The 16219-nt window shown below is 70.6% G+C and carries 17 protein-coding genes; 10 read left to right on the forward strand and 7 right to left on the reverse strand.

The annotated features are described in order from the left end of the window. The first annotated feature begins 45 nt into the window (after positions 1–45). Positions 46–732 (forward strand): lytic transglycosylase domain-containing protein, encoded by a 687-nt coding sequence (locus MUB56_RS10430; RefSeq protein WP_244931830.1) that lies wholly within the window; start codon positions 46–48, stop codon positions 730–732. A 251-nt stretch (positions 733–983) separates the two neighbouring features. Here the strand turns inward: MUB56_RS10430 and MUB56_RS10435 are convergent, their stop codons facing one another. After that, entirely contained in the window at positions 984–1568 is a 585-nt protein-coding gene (locus tag MUB56_RS10435) for a Fic family protein (protein WP_244931831.1), read from the reverse strand. 505 nt (positions 1569–2073) lie between these two features. Continuing rightward, positions 2074–3561, reverse strand: coding sequence for a SulP family inorganic anion transporter (locus tag MUB56_RS10440; RefSeq protein ID WP_244931832.1), 1488 nt, complete (start codon positions 3559–3561; stop codon positions 2074–2076). Between the two features lie 137 nt (positions 3562–3698). On the opposite strand from MUB56_RS10440, the gene MUB56_RS10445 reads away from it, so the two are divergent. Next, a complete protein-coding gene (locus MUB56_RS10445; protein WP_244931833.1) occupies positions 3699–4187 on the forward strand; it encodes a diadenosine tetraphosphate hydrolase in 489 nt (162 codons plus the stop codon). A 57-nt stretch (positions 4188–4244) separates the two neighbouring features. Here MUB56_RS10445 and MUB56_RS10450 read toward each other — a convergent pair whose 3' ends face one another. Beyond that, entirely contained in the window at positions 4245–5636 is a 1392-nt protein-coding gene (locus MUB56_RS10450; protein WP_244931834.1) for a class II fumarate hydratase, read from the reverse strand. Further along, complete coding sequence (locus MUB56_RS10455; RefSeq protein WP_244931835.1) at positions 5633–6316, reverse strand: hypothetical protein; 684 nt, start codon at positions 6314–6316, stop codon at positions 5633–5635. Before MUB56_RS10455 ends, MUB56_RS10450 begins: the two co-directional genes overlap by 4 nt. Before the next feature lie 126 nt (positions 6317–6442). Between MUB56_RS10455 and MUB56_RS10460 the strand changes: the two genes are divergently transcribed. From MUB56_RS10460 to MUB56_RS10470, 3 genes are read left to right on the forward strand one after another with little or no spacing between them, the layout of a single operon-like run. After that, positions 6443–7108, forward strand: a complete 666-nt coding sequence (locus MUB56_RS10460) for a hypothetical protein (RefSeq protein WP_244931836.1) — start codon at positions 6443–6445, stop codon at positions 7106–7108. Continuing rightward, positions 7105–7554 (forward strand): phage holin family protein, encoded by a 450-nt coding sequence (locus MUB56_RS10465; RefSeq protein WP_244931837.1) that lies wholly within the window; start codon positions 7105–7107, stop codon positions 7552–7554. Before MUB56_RS10460 ends, MUB56_RS10465 begins: the two co-directional genes overlap by 4 nt. Then, positions 7530–8132, forward strand: a complete 603-nt coding sequence (locus tag MUB56_RS10470) for a DUF3618 domain-containing protein (protein ID WP_244931838.1) — start codon at positions 7530–7532, stop codon at positions 8130–8132. The genes MUB56_RS10465 and MUB56_RS10470 overlap by 25 nt, the downstream gene beginning before the upstream one ends. A gap of 24 nt (positions 8133–8156) precedes the next feature. Here MUB56_RS10470 and MUB56_RS10475 read toward each other — a convergent pair whose 3' ends face one another. Continuing rightward, positions 8157–8483: a zf-TFIIB domain-containing protein gene (locus tag MUB56_RS10475; RefSeq protein WP_244931839.1), complete on the reverse strand. Its 327-nt coding sequence runs from the start codon at positions 8481–8483 to the stop codon at positions 8157–8159. 69 nt (positions 8484–8552) lie between these two features. Here MUB56_RS10475 and MUB56_RS10480 point away from each other — a divergent pair, with 69 nt between their 5' ends. Beyond that, a complete protein-coding gene (locus MUB56_RS10480) occupies positions 8553–8756 on the forward strand; it encodes a hypothetical protein (RefSeq protein WP_244931840.1) in 204 nt (67 codons plus the stop codon). A gap of 306 nt (positions 8757–9062) precedes the next feature. On the opposite strand, the gene MUB56_RS10485 is transcribed toward MUB56_RS10480, so the two are convergent. Both MUB56_RS10485 and MUB56_RS10490 read right to left on the reverse strand, forming a co-directional pair. After that, the gene (locus MUB56_RS10485; RefSeq protein ID WP_244927952.1) at positions 9063–10112 is read right to left on the reverse strand and encodes an IS110 family transposase; all 1050 of its coding nucleotides are present in this window, start codon (positions 10110–10112) and stop codon (positions 9063–9065) included. A 239-nt stretch (positions 10113–10351) separates the two neighbouring features. Beyond that, positions 10352–12043 carry a fumarate hydratase gene (locus MUB56_RS10490; protein WP_280637394.1) on the reverse strand — a complete coding sequence of 564 codons (1692 nt, stop codon included), beginning with the start codon at positions 12041–12043 and terminating at the stop codon, positions 10352–10354. Positions 12044–12180: 137 nt separating this feature from the next. Between MUB56_RS10490 and MUB56_RS10495 the strand changes: the two genes are divergently transcribed. The 4 genes from MUB56_RS10495 to MUB56_RS10510 all read left to right on the forward strand — a co-directional run bounded on the left by MUB56_RS10495 (position 12181) and on the right by MUB56_RS10510 (position 16212). Continuing rightward, a complete protein-coding gene (locus MUB56_RS10495) occupies positions 12181–13305 on the forward strand; it encodes an extracellular solute-binding protein (RefSeq protein ID WP_244931842.1) in 1125 nt (374 codons plus the stop codon). Positions 13306–13553: 248 nt separating this feature from the next. After that, positions 13554–14372 (forward strand): ABC transporter permease subunit, encoded by an 819-nt coding sequence (locus MUB56_RS10500; protein WP_244931843.1) that lies wholly within the window; start codon positions 13554–13556, stop codon positions 14370–14372. Continuing rightward, positions 14369–15151 (forward strand): ABC transporter permease subunit, encoded by a 783-nt coding sequence (locus MUB56_RS10505; RefSeq protein WP_244931844.1) that lies wholly within the window; start codon positions 14369–14371, stop codon positions 15149–15151. The genes MUB56_RS10500 and MUB56_RS10505 overlap by 4 nt, the downstream gene beginning before the upstream one ends. A 2-nt stretch (positions 15152–15153) precedes the next feature. Further along, the gene (locus tag MUB56_RS10510; protein ID WP_244931845.1) at positions 15154–16212 is read left to right on the forward strand and encodes an ABC transporter ATP-binding protein; all 1059 of its coding nucleotides are present in this window, start codon (positions 15154–15156) and stop codon (positions 16210–16212) included. Positions 16213–16219 lie beyond the last annotated feature (7 nt).

A 16219-nucleotide genomic window follows, 5' to 3' on the forward strand; every position in this document is an offset into this window, starting at 1 on the left:
CACCTGAAGCATGTCCCGAAGCACCGCGGTGCCCCGACTCGACCGGTGACGGCGGACGCGCCCAAGAAGGCGATCCGTACGACGCTGGTGATGTCCTCGCTGGCCGTCGCGGCGACCGGCGCGACCGTCTCCGCGGGCCTGCTCGGCTCGGCTCCGGCCAGCGTGACCATCGCCGCTGCCGACCTGGGGTCGACGACCGTCCCGCACCTGGCGTCGTCCGGCGCCGGCGCCTCCGCGGCGACTGACGCCGGTGACGCCGCCGAGACCGGTGCGGCGGCCTCGGCCGCTGAGTCGGCCCCGGCCGCCGAGGCTCCCGCGCGTACGCCGGTGCTCTCGCGCTCGGACCGTCGCGAAGCCGCCGACCCGGCCAAGGTCGCGGCCCTCTCGCAGGACGAGGGCGGCGCGATGAGCGTCACCGAGTCGCTCTCCGACGACAACCCGCGCGACATCGCCCGGGCGCTGCTCGGCGAGTTCGGCTTCTCGGGCGACCAGTTCAGCTGCCTCGACTCGCTGTGGACGCGCGAGTCCAACTGGACCTGGAACGCCGACAACCCGAGCTCCTCGGCGTACGGCATCCCCCAGGCGCTGCCCGGCTCCAAGATGTCGAGCGCCGGCGCCGACTGGGAGACCAACCCGGCCACCCAGATCCGCTGGGGCCTCGGCTACATCGACGATCGCTACGGCTCGCCCTGCGGCGCCTGGGGACACAGCCAGTCGCACGGTTGGTACTGAGCGCGGCCGACGGACCCGCTCGTCCGTTCCTGGACGTGTGACCACTGCCTTCTCGGCAGTCCACGATCACGGCTTCTCGGACCCGTCCTGGTCGCCGACGCGGCGCCCGCGACAGCGCAGCTCGCTTCGCCGCTGCGCTCGCGGCGTAGAGCCCGACGAGCTCCTCGCCCACGCCGTGCGCGGCGGATCGGCGGCGAACCCGAACTGCCTGTAGAGGTCGTTGCTGGAGGCGAAGAACAGTTCGCCCATGGTCAATATGCAGGGTCGTCTGTTAGCAGGTCGGCGAAGAGCTGTTCGAGTAGACCCAGGTCGGAGTCGACCTCCTTTCGAGCCTGATGGCACGCCTCGTGCAGCCGCTTCATGTCGATGGTGTCCCATGCAAGGCCGCGCCCGGAGCAGGCGAGGAGTTGATCAAAGAACTCCCGTTGAGTGCGTCCGTTGCCCTCGCGGAACGGATGTGCGTAGTTCGCGTAGTCGTACAGGTACGCAATCTCGGCTGCCAAGCCTGCCTCGGTGACGTCGGCAAGTCGGTTCGATTCAGCGATCCGCTGGGCGAAGTGCGACAGGGGCTGCATGATGTTGGACGGCGGCACGAACGACTCGCCGTTCCTGGATATCCCGACTTTTCGCAGTTGCCCTGCCCATTCGTATACATCCTGAAAGAGCTGTCGGTGCAGTCCGCACAGATGAGCCGCATCGAATGTCTGTCGAACGATGAGCGGACTAGCGCGCAGTTCCGCGACGCGTGCCTCGAGTAGGTCGTTTTCAGCATCGCGTAACTCCGCCGACGTGGTGAGACCTAGTTTGTTCGCCAGCACACTTGTGCCAGGGATCAAGTATGCGTCCCAATCGGCTTCGTGCTGGTCGATCAGCGCAGTCCGTATCGAGCTCGGACGCGGCTCCCCAACTGCTCCACGTCAATCTCGCCTCGCACATACGCGTCCTGGTCGGCGCGGGTGGCGTCGGTGCTTCGCGATCCCTCGAGTTGGTTGGTCTGCCGGGCGGCGCGGATCGCTCGTTCCCTGCGCTCCTGCTCGACTTGTGACCTGTGCTGGGGCATCCCATCCTCCGTCTCTTCCTCGATGCTATCCGCGGTCGGCGACAGTTGACGCCGGACACGGCGTTCACTCCGCCGGTTCGTTGCAGAGGGGCAGTTGGACGTCAGCGGGAACTACCGCCAGCTCACCGGCCTCTCCCACCCAGGAGGAACTCGCATGACAACGCTGCCATCAAGGACAGCGACGCCACTAAGGCGAATCATTGCCGGGAAGCAGCACCGACATCGTCGTCCGGATGGGCAAAACGACCTCTCGGACCTCAAGATTCGGTTCGCAACCGAAGCTAGCCCAGATTGCCGCTCAGCCGCGCGTGCATGGCCGCGCTCGCGGCGTTGAGCCCGACGATCTCCAGGCTCACCCCGCGCGCGGCGTACTTCGTCTCGACCGCGTCCAGCGCGGCGACCGTCGAGGCGTCCCAGACGTGGGAGTCGCTGAGGTCGACGACGACGCGCGGCGGATCGGCGGCGTACTCGAACTGCGTGTAGAGGTCGTTGCTGGAGGCGAAGAACAGCTCGCCCGTGACGCGGTACGTCGCGGTACGGCCGTCGGGTGACAGCTCGCGGGTGACCTCGGCCAGGTGCGCGACCCGGCGGGCGAAGAGCATCATCGCGACGAGCACGCCGGCGACCACGCCGATCGCGAGGTTCTCGGTGGCGACGACGACGGCGACGGTCACGATCATCACCGCGGTCTCGCTGCGGGGCATCCGGCGCAGCGTCGCGGGCCGGACGCTGTGCCAGTCGAAGGTGGTCACGGCGACCACGACCATCACGCAGGCCAGCGCCACCATCGGGATCCGCCCGACCGTCTCGCCTAGCCCGACGACCAGGACCAGCAGCCAGACCCCGGTCATGAACGCCGAGACCCGGGTGCGGGCGCCGGCCTCCTTGACGTTGACCATCGTCTGGCCGATCATCGCGCAGCCGCCCATGCCGCCGAAGAAGCCGGTGACCAGGTTGGCGCCGCCCTGGCCGAGGGCCTCGCGGGTCTTGCTGGAGCGGGTGTCGGTGAGGTCGTCGACCAGCTTGGCGGTCATCAGCGACTCCATCAGCCCCACCAGCGCCATCGCGAGGGCGTACGGCGCGATGACGCCCATCGTGTCGCCGGTCATCGGGACGTCCGGCCAGACCAGGCCCGGGAGGCTGCTGGGCAGCTCGCCCTCCCCGGAGAGCAGGGGTACGTCGAGGCCCCCGGCCGCCACCAGCACCGCCAGCAGCAGCACCGCGACGAGCGGGGCGGGCACCACCCGGGTGAGCCGGGGGAGCAGCACCAGCACCAGGATCGCCAGCACGGCGAGTGCGTAGACCGCCCCGCCGTCGCCGACGAGGTGCGGCACCTGGGCGGCGAAGATCAGGATGCAGAGCGCGTTGACGAAGCCGACCATCACCGAGCGCGGGATGAACCGCATCAGCCGGCCCAGCCCGGCCAGCCCGAGCCCGAGCTGCATGACGCCGGCGAGCAGCACGGTCGCGATGAGGTACTCCATGCCGTGCGACGCCACCAGTGGCGCGATGACCAGCGCGGTCGCACCCGCGGCGCCGGAGACCATCGCCGGCCGGCCGCCGAGCACGGCCGCGGTGATCGCCATCGTGAAGCTGGTGAACAGCCCCACCCGCGGGTCGACGCCTGCGAGCACCGAGAAGGACAATGCCTCGGGGATCATCGCCAGCGCGACGACCAGCCCCGCCACCACCTCGGTGCGCAGCAGCCGGGGCGAGCGCAGGACGCTCAGGACCGAGGGGCTGGCGGACGCGGCGGGAGTGACGGGCACCGGAGAAGGCTAGGAGCCTCTTCACCTCACCCGTGAACCGGCGGCCCCGGGGCGGGACGCCGACCCGTCACTTTCTCGGCCCTTTTCTCGGCGTGTCGGCGAGGGATCGACGGGTCGACCGAGGATGGACTGAGGCCATGACCCCGGACTTCCGCGCCGACCGGGTCGGCACCGCCCTCGCGGGCACCAACCCGACCGTGCTGCGCCGGTTGCGCGCCGGGTTCGCGGTGATCGGCGACAACCAGCACCTGCCGGGCTACTGCGTGCTGCTCAGCGACACGCCTGGCGTCGACCAGCTGACCGACCTTCCCCCGGAGCGCCAGCTGGTGTTCCTCGAGGACATGGCGATCCTGGGCCGAGCCGTCTCCGCGGTCTGCGCGCGTCGCGACCCGGACGGGTTCCGACGGATCAACCTGGAGATCCAGGGCAACACCGACGCGTTCCTGCACGCCCACGTGACGCCGCGCTACCACGACGAGCCGGCCGCCGTACGGGGCTGGCCGGCCGCCCTGTGGCACTGGGAGAATCTGGTCCCGGCCGCGCCCGCCCTCGACCCGTCGTACGACGAACTCCGCCGCGAGCTCGGCGCGGAGATCGACCACCAGCTCGCGCTGGCCGCGGACTGACCCGTCAATCGTTCGCCGACACACCGCGAAATCCGCCGAGAAAGTGACGGGTCGCGCTCAGGGGCGGGTCATCGATTCCACGTCGAGGGCCTCGTCCAGCTGCTGCTCGGTGAGCTCGCCACGGTCGACGTAGCCCAGGGCGAGGACGGTCTCGCGGATGGTGGCGCCGTCGGCGAGGGCCTTCTTGGCGACCTTGGCGGCAGCCTCGTAGCCGAGGTACTTGTTCAGGGGGGTGACGACCGAGGGGGAGGACTCGGCGTACTGGCGCATCCGCTCGGGGTTGGCGGTGATGCCGTCGACACAGCGCTCGGCAAGCACCCGGGAGGCGGCGGCGAGCAGGCGGGTGGACTCCAGCACGTTGCGGGCGATGACGGGCATCGCGACGTTGAGCTCGAAGCTGCCGCTGGCGCCGGCCGCGGTCACCGCGGCGTCGTTGCCGATCACCTGGAAGCAGACCATCAGGGTCGCCTCGGGCAGCACCGGGTTCACCTTGCCGGGCATGATGCTCGACCCCGGCTGCAGGTCGGGGAGGTGGATCTCCGAGAGCCCGGTGGTCGGGCCCGACGACATCCAGCGCATGTCGTTGCAGACCTTGGTGAGGCCGACGGCGTACGTCTTCAGTACGCCGCTGAGCTCGACCAGCGAGTCGCGGGTGCCCTGGGCCTCGAAGTGGTTGCGGGCCTCGGTGAACTCCTGGCCGGTCAGCTCGCTGAGCACCTCGATCGCCCGGGCCGCGAAGCCGGCCGGCGTGTTGATGCCGGTGCCGACGGCGGTGCCGCCCAGCGGCAGCTCGCGGACCCGCGGGAGCACGGATTGCAGGCGCTCGGCGGCGTAGCGGACCGTGGCGGCGTACCCGGAGAACTCCTGGCCGAGCATCACCGGCGTCGCATCCATCAGGTGCGTGCGCCCGGACTTCACCAGACCGGCGAACTCCTCGGCCTTCGCCTCCAGGCTGGTGCCGAGTGCGTCGAGCGCCGGGAGCAGGTCGTCGACGACCGCGAGCGTCGCGGCGACGTGGATCGCGGTCGGGAACGTGTCGTTGCTCGACTGGCTGGCGTTGACGTGGTCGTTGGGGTGCACCTCGGTGCCGGCCCGGGCGGCGAGGCCGGCGACCACCTCGTTGGTGTTCATGTTCGAGCTGGTGCCCGAGCCGGTCTGGAAGACGTCGATCGGGAACTGCGCGTCGTGCCGGCCGGCCGCGACCTCGGCGGCGGCGGCGCGGATGGCCTCGGCCTGAGGCGCGTCGAGGACGCCGAGGTCCTGGTTGGCCTGGGCGGCGGCCTGCTTGACGGTGCCGAGCGCCTGGATCAGGCGCGGCTCGATCGGCGTGCCGCTGATCGGGAAGTTCTCGACCGCGCGCTGCGTCTGCGCCCGCCAGAGGGCGTCGCGCGGGACGAGGACCTCGCCCATGGAGTCGTGCTCGGTCCGGAACTGCTGGTCGTCGCTCACGTCGCCGACGGTACCCGCGCGACGTAGAGCCAGTAGTGCTCGTCACGGTCCTGCAGCCGGACCTCGTGCGGCAGTGCCTCGGCGGCGCCGAAGACCTGCAGGAGGGCCTGCCCGAGCTCCGGCGCCTCGGCCGCCGACCACACCACGATCGCGCCGCCGGGCCGCAGCACCGCGCGCACGGTCTGCAGGAAGTCGTTCTGGTAGAGCCGCGCGTTGGTGTCGTGGACCAGGTAGCCCGGACCGTTGTCGACGTCCAGCAGCACCAGGTCGTACGACGCCGGCCGGGCCTCGGCCATCGCGACCGCGATGTCGGCCACCACGACCGCGACCCGCTCGTCGGCCAGCAGGGCGGGCCCGTGCGGGACGGTGCCGTCGCGCAGCCACCCGACCAGGGCGTCCTCGATCTCGACGACGGCGCACCGCGCGACGCGGCTGTCGGCGAGCACCTCGTGCATGGTGAAGCCCAGGCCGAGGCCGCCGACCACGACCGCCTGCGGGTCCTCGACGAGTGCGAGCGCGGCGGTCGCCAGGGCCTGCTCGGTGCTGGTCTCGAGGGTGTCCATCACGAACACCCCGTTGGCGCGCAGCTCCAGCACCGCGGGCGCGCCCTCCTCGCGGCGCTCCCGCAGGACCAGCTCCCCGCGCTCGGACTCGGCTCGGGCGATCTCGACGTACTCCACGGGGACAGCCTGCCAAGTCGGAGCTCACGTCGGGACGCTGGGCCCGTCCTCCTGAAGGGTGAGGTTGGCGCCCCAGAGCACGGATACCGGACGCGAAAGACATCCGCTCACCCACGGAGGAACCCGATGACGACCGACCAGTCTGCCCGAGAACGGGCGCAGGAGACGGCAGGAACCGCGGCCGACGAGGGCAAGCACGTCGCCGGCGCGGCCAAGGAGGAGGCGCAGCGCGTCGCCTCCGAGGCGACGACCCAGGTCAGGGGCGTCCTCAACGACGCCCTGGGCCAGGTCAGCGAGCAGTCCGCCGCACAGAAGGACCGACTCGCGAGCACGCTGCACACCCTGGGCGACGACCTCGACTCGATGGCCGGCCAGGGCACGCCCGGGCTCGCCACCGACCTGGCCCGTCAGGTGTCGGGTCAGGTCCGGACCCTCACCTCCCACCTGGAGAACCGCGAGCCGAGCGAGCTGCTCGACGACGTCCGGCAGTTCGCGCGGCGGCGGCCGGGCACCTTCCTGCTCGGCGCCCTCGTCGCGGGCGTCGTGGTGGGCCGCCTGGCCCGGGGTACTGCTGACGGCATCGCCGCCGCGGAGGCGGCTCCCACGCCGGTCACCCCGGCCCCGTCGACCCCCGCGCCCTCGCCCGTCACTCCCGCCGAGCCGGCGTTCACCCCCGGCCTGAGCACCGATCCGCCCGTGCAGCCGCCGGTCGTCCCGGCGCCGCCGCCGATGAGCACGCCCGAGGCCGGGTACGGCGGGCGCGGCCTCGGTGGCGACGAGGACCTGCGATGACCGAGCCACGGAGCGGGCCACTGGGCGAGCCACTGGGCGACCCTCTGGGCGAGCCGGGTCTCCGGCCCGACGAACGGTCTCTCGGGGAGATCGTCGGCGACGTCGCCACGGACCTCTCGACGCTGATCAAGCAGGAGATGGACCTCGCGAAGGTCGAGCTGAAGGAGGAGGTGGCGAAGGCGGGCAAGGGTGCCGGGCTGCTCGGCGGCGCCGGGCTCTCGGCGTACATGGTCCTGCTCTTCCTCTCCCTCACCATCGTCTTCGCCCTCGACGAGGCGCTGCCCCTGTGGGCCGCGGCGCTGATCGTCACCGCGTTGTGGGGCATTGCCGCAGCGGTCCTCGCGATGACCGGCCGGACCGCGCTGAAGAAGAGCAACCCGCAGCTGCCGAAGACGCAGCAGACACTCAAGGAGGACGCAGCATGGGCGAAAGCACAGAAGAGCTGAGCACTGAGATCGCCGGCACGCGGCAGCGGATGGCGTCGGACCTCGACGCACTCCAGGACCGAGTCAGCCCGAGCGCGATCATGGACCGGCGCAAGGAGGCAGCCCGAAGTCGGGTGCTCGGCGTGCGCGACAAGGTCATGGGCAAGGCGTCCGACGTCCGCACGGGCGCCGCCTCGACCGGCTCCGGCGCCGCCGAGGGCCTTCAGGGGGCGGCGCACGGCGTCGCCGACCGGGCCCAGGGTGCCGTGGGCGCCGCCCAGGGCCAGGTGCAGGGGAGTCCGCTCGCGGCCGGCCTGGTCGCCTTCGGGGCCGGCGTCGTCATCGCCGGGCTGATCCCTGCCTCGGCCAAGGAGGCGCAGGTCGCCTCGACCCTGGCCGACGTCGCCCAGGACAAGGGCGGCCCGCTGATCGAGCAGGCGAAGTCGCTCGGGCAGGAGATGGGTCAAGACCTCAAGGACCGCGCCGCGGGGGCGGCCCAGGAGGTCAAGGACACGGCGACCGAGTCCGTCGGTCGCGTCAAGGACGAGGGCCAGACGGCCGCGGAGAACGTCCGCTCGGAGGCTCAGCCCGACAGCTGACGCCCCGCGCCCCGGAGGGCTGGCTCAGTCGAAGATCTCGCTGAGCCAGCTCTCCTTGCGCTTCTTCTTGTAGTACCCCTGCTGCTGGGGCTGGTAGCGCCTGTCGTCCCGGTCCCGGTCGCGGTCTCGGTCGCGGTCCTCGCGCTCATAGCGCTCGTACGACGGCGCGGCGGCCGGCGGAGGTGGCGTCTGCGCCGGCGCGGCCACCGGCTGCTGGACGAGCGAGCGCTCGATGATCTTGTCGAGCTCGCCGCGGTCCAGCCACACCCCTCGACACGTCGGGCAGTAGTCGATCTCGATCCCGCTGCGCTCGCTCATCACCAGCGTGGTCTCGTCGGTCGGGCACTTCATCGGGGTCCTCCTCAGGGTCCATCTGCTCCAACGACCGCGTCCGACCTGGGGTTCCGGGTACCGGTGGGAATGACCGAGAACCGCGAGAACCAGCAGGACGACTCCGCCGGCCAGGTCTCCGAGGTGGCCTCCATGGACCCGGCCGACGCCGAGACGCCGATCTCCGACGACCAGGGGGTCGCCGGCAACCCGGAGGCCGACGGCGCTCTCGACGGCGACGAGGCCGGCCCGAACGCGAAGCCGCGGAGCAACGTGGAGTCGAACCGCAGCTGATATGTAGGGCCTTCCTGTCAAGAGGCAGGGGGAGGCGCCCGTCCCGGTTGTTCGGGGCGGGCGCCTCGTGCTTCGTCGATATCGTCGGTGGTGAGCGTGTCATTGGCGACGCGCGGTCAGGCTGATATGCGCGGGTTGGTTACCGCAGGACGGGGTGTTCGGCAGGAGCGGACCGCTTGTCTAGGACCGAGCGTCGTCCGGATCAGCTGTGCTGGTCCGGACTGCTCATAGCTGTTTCGCGGGTCGCTCCACGCGCTGCTTCCACCACGTTGGTCGATGAAGCAGTCAGGGTTGGCCGGGCTCGGGTCAGTCCTCGAGGACGGCCAGGGACCAGCACCAGCCGGCCAGCTCGCGGGCGATCGCGACGTTGGCGACCACGTGCCGCTTGCGACGGGCCCGGAAGGTGTCCCAGCGGGCGTTCAGCCGCCGGTTGCCGGCGTCACCGCGGGCCCGGGCTGCTGGTGATGCGAGCTCCCAGCGATCACGCATGGTCTTTCCCGGCCGATAGTGGGCCCGGTGGTGCCAGGCGGCCTCGACCAGCAGCCGACGCAGGTGGGTGTTGCCGGTCTTGGTGATCGAGCCCTGGACCCGGCTCGCCCCGGAGGAGTACTCCGACGGCACCAGACCGACGAACGAGCCGATGGTGTTGCCGGTGAACCGGTGCCAGTCACCGACCTCAACGGCCAACGCGAACCCGGTCAGGGTGCTGACCCCGCGCAGGCAGCCGAGTCGGCGCACGATCGGGGTGAACTCGGAGTCCGCCGCCATCACGGCGATCGCGTCATCGAGCCGGTCGCGGCGCGCTTTCACGGCGAGCACGGCGTCGTAGTCGGACTCGAACGTCAGCTGCAGCGCGGGCGCATCGAAGCGCTGTCGGCGTAGCCAGGCGTCGTGGGTGGTGGTCCAGGCGTGACCGCCGGAGTAGACGATCCCTTGGCGCAGCAGAAGTTTCGACAACCGGTGCCGGGCCCGCATCAGGTCACCGCGAGCGTCCTCCCGAGCGCGGACCAGGTCGCGGGCGTTCTCCTGTCCCACGCTCGGCACCGACACCGCGACGTACTCGTCGAGTCGCAGCAATCGGGCCAGGTGCACCGCGTCCTTGGCGTCGGTCTTGACCCGATCGCCCGAAGGTCGCTGCAGTTTCGACGGAGCGACGACCTCGCACCGGATCCCGGCCGCGGCCAGTGCCCGCGACAGGCCGAATCCCGTCGGGCCAGCCTCGTAGGCCACCGCGACCGGCCCCGGAAGGTCCTGGACCCAGGACCTGATGTGGTCATGAGACGGGGTCAGCTTCGCTTGGACGAGCTCGCCCGTGACGCCATCGATCGCCGCTGCCGCGACAGATCGTGCGTGCACGTCGAGCCCAACGCTCGTACGCTCGGTAAACACCGGGGCCTCCCACAATGTCGGATAGGCCGAGCAGGCGGCCCCTGCTCGGTAACCCACGAATCTTGTGAGTGAGGCCCCGGCCCGCAACCCCGTCACTGCGACCGGGTCACGTCATACCGTCTAGCCGGCAACCGATCCGGACGTCATACGGACCGAGCGCCAGAGCGCTCGGTCCGTATGACGTTGCGGCGCCCCGGGAGCCGGAGCTACTGCGCCGAGCGGACCCGCAGGCCGGAGACGGGCACGGTGACGGTGCCGGAGGGGTCGGTGAAGAAGTCGTTGCCCTGGTGGTCGACGACGATGAAGGCCGGGAAGTCCTCGACCTCGATCTTCCAGACCGCCTCCATGCCGAGCTCGGGGTACTCGATGACCTCCTGGCTCTTGATGCAGTCCTGCGCGAGTCGCGCGGCCGGGCCGCCGATCGAGCCGAGGTAGAAGCCGCCGTGCGTGTGGCAGGCCTCGGTGACGACCTTCGACCGGTTGCCCTTGGCCAGCATCACCATCGAGCCGCCCGCGGCCTGGAACTGCTCGACGTAGGAGTCCATCCGCCCGGCCGTGGTCGGGCCGAACGAGCCGGACGCCATGCCCAAGGGGGTCTTGGCCGGGCCGGCGTAGTAGACCGGGTGGTCCTTCAGGTACTGCGGCATCTCCTCGCCCGCGTCCAGCCGCTCCTTGATCTTCGCGTGCGCGATGTCGCGCGCGACGACGAGCGGGCCGGTGAGCGAGAGCCGGGTCTTGACCGGGTGCTTGCCCAGCTCGGCGAGGATCTCGCTCATCGGCTGGTTGAGGTCGATCTGCACGACCTCGCCGCCGGCGATGTCCTCGGCGACCCCGGCGTCGGGCATGTACTGCGCCGGGTCGGTCTCCAGCTGCTCGAGGAAGACGCCCTCGGGTGTGATCTTGCCGAGCGCCTGGCGGTCCGCGGAGCAGGAGACCGCGATCGCGACCGGGCAGGACGCGCCGTGGCGGGGGAGCCGGACCACGCGGACGTCGTGGCAGAAGTACTTGCCGCCGAACTGCGCGCCGATCCCGAACGACTGGGTCAGCTTGAAGACCTCCTCCTCGAGCTCGAGGTCGCGGAAGCCGTGCGCCGACATCGAGCCCGACGTCGGCAGGTTGTCGAGGTAGTGCGCGGAGGCGTACTTCGCGGTCTTCAGCGCGAACTCCGCGCTGGTGCCGCCGATCACGATCGCCAGGTGGTACGGCGGGCAGGCGGCCGTGCCGAGCGAGCGGATCTTCTCGTCGAGGAACTCCAGCATCCGCTTCGGGTTGAGGACGGCCTTCGTCTCCTGGAACAGGAACGACTTGTTGGCCGAGCCGCCGCCCTTGGCCATGAAGAGGAACTTGTACTCGGGAGCCTTCCCGGGAGCGCCCGGGGTGGAGTACAGCTCGATCTGCGCCGGCAGGTTGGTGCCGGTGTTCTTCTCGTCGTACGTCGTCAGCGGCGCGAGCTGGCTGTAGCGCAGGTTGAGCCGCGTGTACGCGTCGTACACGCCACGGCTGATCGCCTCGCCGTCGTCGACGCCGGTGAGCACGCCCTCGGACTTCTTGCCCATCACGATCGCGGTGCCGGTGTCCTGGCACATCGGCAGCACGCCGCCGGCGGAGATGTTGACGTTCTTCAGCAGGTCGAGCGCGACGAAGCGGTCGTTCCCGGACGCCTCGGGGTCGTCGATGATCTTCCGCAGCTGCGCCAGGTGCGCGGGCCGCAGGTAGTGGGAGATGTCGTGCATCGCCTCGGCGGTCAGTCGCTGGATCGCCTCGGGGGAGACCCGCAGGAAGGTCTGGCCGTCGGCCTCGAAGGTCGAGACACCGTCGGCCGTGATCAGCCGGTACGGCGTGTCGTCCTTCCCCAGAGGCAGGAGATCGGAGTACAAGAAATCAGCATCGCTGGACACGAGGGCTCAGATTACGCCCCGTGTGCAGTGTTCACCGCACGACCCACGAAAGGACGTCTAGGGATACCGTCACAGCAATGCCCGCCTTCGAAAGTGGGCTCGGCGCATCCTCGTGCGCCCACCAAACAGGAGAAAACGTGAAGGTTCGCACCTCGTTCATCTCGGCCCTCGCGGTCGCAACGCTTGTCTCCCTGGCCGCCTGCGCGCCGCCGGACGACGACAAGGACTCCGGGTCCGAGAACAGCTCCGACGCCGCCTCGGCCACGTCGGCCGCCGACCTCGGTGGGCTCGACGCGCTCGTCGAGGCGGCCGAGAAGGAGGGCGAGCTCAACGTCATCGCGCTCCCGCCGGACTGGGCCAACTACGGCACGATCATCGAGGCCTTCGAGAAGAAGTACGACATCAAGGTCAACTCGGCCCAGCCCGACGCGGCCAGCCAGGACGAGATCAACGCGGCCGAGCAGCTCGCCGGCAGTGACCGCGCGCCCGACGTGTTCGACCTGGGCCAGTCCGTCGCGCTCGCCAACACCGACATGTTCGCGCCGTACCAGGTCGAGACCTTCGACGAGATCCCAGCCGAGTTCAAGGACCCCGACGGCACCTGGGTCAACGACTACGGCGGCTTCATGTCGGTCGGCTACGACTCCGCCAAGGTGCCCGACGTGACCTCGCTCGACGACCTGCTCGGCTCGGAGTTCAAGGGCAAGGTCGCGCTCAACGGCGACCCGACGCAGGCCGGCGCGGCCTTCAGCGGCGTCGTGATGGCGTCCGTGGCCAACGGGGGCTCCGTCGACGACATCGCGCCCGGGGTCGAGTACTTCGGCAAGCTCAAGGACGCCGGCAACTTCCTGCCGGTCGACCCGACGGCTGCGACCATCGAGTCGGGCCAGACCCCGGTCGTCATCGACTGGGACTACCTCAACGCCGCCGAGTCGGCGAAGCTCGAGAGCTGGAAGGTCTTCGTCCCGGAGGACGCCCCGATCGCGGGCTACTACTTCCAGGCCATCAACGCCGACGCCCCGCACCCCGCGGCAGCCCGGCTGTGGCAGGAGTTCCTCTACAGCGACGAGGGCCAGAACCTCTGGCTCGGCGGCGGTGCGCGCCCGGTGCGTGCCGACGCGATGGTCGAGGCGGGCACCATCGACCAAGAGCTGTACGACGCGCTGCCGGAGGTGACGGGCACCCCGGTGATCCCCACCAACGAGCAGACCGAGTCGATGGCGGCCTACCTCGCCGAGAACTGGGCGAAGGCCATCGGCTAGATGAGCAATTCCAAGGGATCGCGCAGGCGAGCGGCGCTCAGCGCCGCGCTGGCCAGGCGCCGATGCGTCGTCAGACTGGTCGTCTTTCCAGCATCGGCAACGCCGCCAGCGTGGATGCTGAGCGTCGCGGAGCCCGCGAGGCCTTGGAATTGGTCATCTAGGTGACGACCGCTCCGCTACCGGCCTCGGGGACGAGACCGGCGAACCTGGGGCGCGGGACCCGGCTGCGGCCGGGTCCCGTCCTCGGGTTGCTCCCCTTCCTCGTCTTCGTCGGCATCTTCCTGCTGGTCCCGACCGTCACCGTCGTGGTCGGCGCGTTCCAGAGCGACGACGGCGGCTTCTCGCTCGACCGCGTGCGGGCGCTCACCGACGAGACGCCGATGCGCGCGCTGCGCGAGAGCATGCTGCTGTCCTTCTCCTCGGCGGCGGTGGGCTCGGTCCTCGGCGCGCTGCTCGCCTACCTGGTGGTGACCGCGCCGCCGACCAGCGTCATCCGACGTACCGTCACCGCCGTGTGCGGGGTGCTCGCCCAGTTCGGCGGGGTCACCCTGGCCTTCGCCTGGATGGCGACGCTCGGCTTCGGCGGGCTGGTGACCAACCTGCTGGCCGACGCGTTCGGCCGTGACGACTCCGGATCGGCGTGGCTCTACGAGCTGCCGGGGCTGGTGCTCGTCTACACCTACTTCCAGATCCCGCTGATGGTGATCGTCTTCCTGCCCGCGCTCGAGGGGCTCCGCCCGCAGTGGCGCGAGGCGGCTGTGAACCTCGGCGCCAGCACCCGCCAGTACTGGTTCCAGGTGGCCCTGCCGCTGCTGCGCCCGGCCTTCCTGGGCTCGGCCCTGCTGCTGTTCGCGAACGCGTTCGCGGCGTACGCCACGGCGGCGGCGCTGGTCAGCCAGGGGGCGCCCATCACCCCACTGCTGATCCGCTCGGCACTCACCAGCGAGATCGTCCTGGGCCAGGCCAACTTCGGCTACGCCCTGGCCCTGCAGATGGTCGTGGTGGTCGCAGTCGTGATGACGTTGTACGCCTGGCTCCTCAAGCGCACCTCTCGGTGGCTCTCGTGACGGGCTCGGTGTCGTGGCGGGTGCTGCGCGGGGTGCTGCTGCTCGCCTTCGCGGCGTTCTTCGTGCTGCCCCTCCTCGCGCTGCTCGACTTCAGCACCAAGGTCCCCGGCACGGGGGAGCGCACCGGCGAGGCCTGGCGGACCCTGCTCGACGACCCGGCGCTGACCGAGGCCATCAAGACCTCGGTGCTGCTGGCCGTGCTGACCGTCGTCGGCATGGTGGTGCTCCTGGTGCCGACGATGATCTGGGTGCGGCTCCGGGTCCCGAGGGCCTCGCGCCTCGTGGAGTTCCTGTGCCTGCTCCCGCTCACCATCCCCGCCCTGGTGATCGTGGTCGGCATGAAGGGCGTCTACGCCTGGGTCGACTACTTCATCGGCGACTCCGCGCTGACGCTGACCTTCGTGTACGTCGTGCTGGTGCTGCCCTACGCCTACCGGGCCCTGGACGCCTCCCTGTCGTCCATCGACGCGGTCACGCTCGCCGAGGCCGCCCGCTCGCTCGGCGCCGGCTGGCTCACCGTGATCGTCCGGGTGATCACCCCGAACATCTGGGCCGGGGTGCTGAGCGCCGCCTTCATCGCGGTGGCGCTGGTGCTCGGCGAGTACACCATCGCCTCCCTGCAGAACTACGAGACCCTGCAGGTCGTGATCGTCCTGCTCGGCAAGAGCGACGCTCCCCAGTCGATGGCCCTCTCCCTGGCCGCGATCCTGTTCGCCGCTGTCCTGCTGCTGCTCCTGTCGCTCCTCGACCGGCGCCGACGTCCCTCCGGAAAGAAGTGACTGTGCCCGAGAACAAGGCGAATGCCGGCCTGGCCGTGTCGATGAGTGGGCTGCGCCGCACGTACGGCGACGTGCACGCACTCGACGGGCTGGACCTGCAGCTGGCGCCGGGGGAGCTGGTCGCCCTGCTCGGCCCGTCCGGGTGCGGCAAGACCACCGCCCTGCGGATCCTGGCCGGGCTGGAGCGCCAGGACGCCGGCAGCATCACCGTCGGAGGCCGGGACATCAGCGGCGTGCCGGCCAACAAGCGCGACATGGGGATGGTCTTCCAGGCCTACAGCCTCTTCCCGCACCTGACCGTCCTCGACAACGTGGCCTTCGGCCTCAAGCTCCGCGGCCGCTCCCGCAAGGACCGGCGCACCCGCGCGGCGGACATGCTGGAGCTGGTCGGCCTGGGCCAGCACCGCGACCGCTACGCGAACCAGCTCTCGGGTGGCCAGCAGCAGCGGGTCGCGCTGGCCCGGGCGCTGGCCGTCGAGCCCGCGGTGCTGCTGCTCGACGAGCCGCTCTCCGCACTGGACGCCAAGGTGCGGGTGCAGCTGCGCGACGAGATCCGCCGCATCCAGCTCGACGTCGGGACGACCACGCTGTTCGTCACCCACGACCAGGAGGAGGCGCTCGCCGTGGCCGACCGGGTCGGGGTGATGAACGCCGGCCGGCTCGACCAGATCGCCACGCCCGCGGAGCTCTACAGCTCGCCCGCGACGGCGTTCGTCGGCGAGTTCGTCGGCCTCAGCAACCGCATCCCCACTCGGGTCGACGGGCGCTCGGCCGCCGTGCTCGGCACTCCGGTCGCCACCCTCCCGGGCTCGACGACGGGGGCCGGCGTCGCGCTCGTGCGCCCGGAGTCGGTCGGGTTCGTCGCTGACGACGCCGGAGTCGCGACCGTGCTGTCCGTGGCCTTCCTGGGCGGGCTCTCGCGGGTCTCGGCCACCCTGGACGACGGCACCCTCGTGGTCGCCCAGCTCGGCAACGCCGAGGCGCAGGCGCTCGCGGTGGGCGCGCGCGTCCGGGTGGTCATCGACCCGGTCCCGGTCCTCGTGGTCGCCACCGAGGCGTGAGCACGCC

It is taken from the genome of Nocardioides sp. W7, from assembly GCF_022919075.1.
In the GTDB taxonomy this organism is placed as follows: domain Bacteria; phylum Actinomycetota; class Actinomycetes; order Propionibacteriales; family Nocardioidaceae; genus Nocardioides.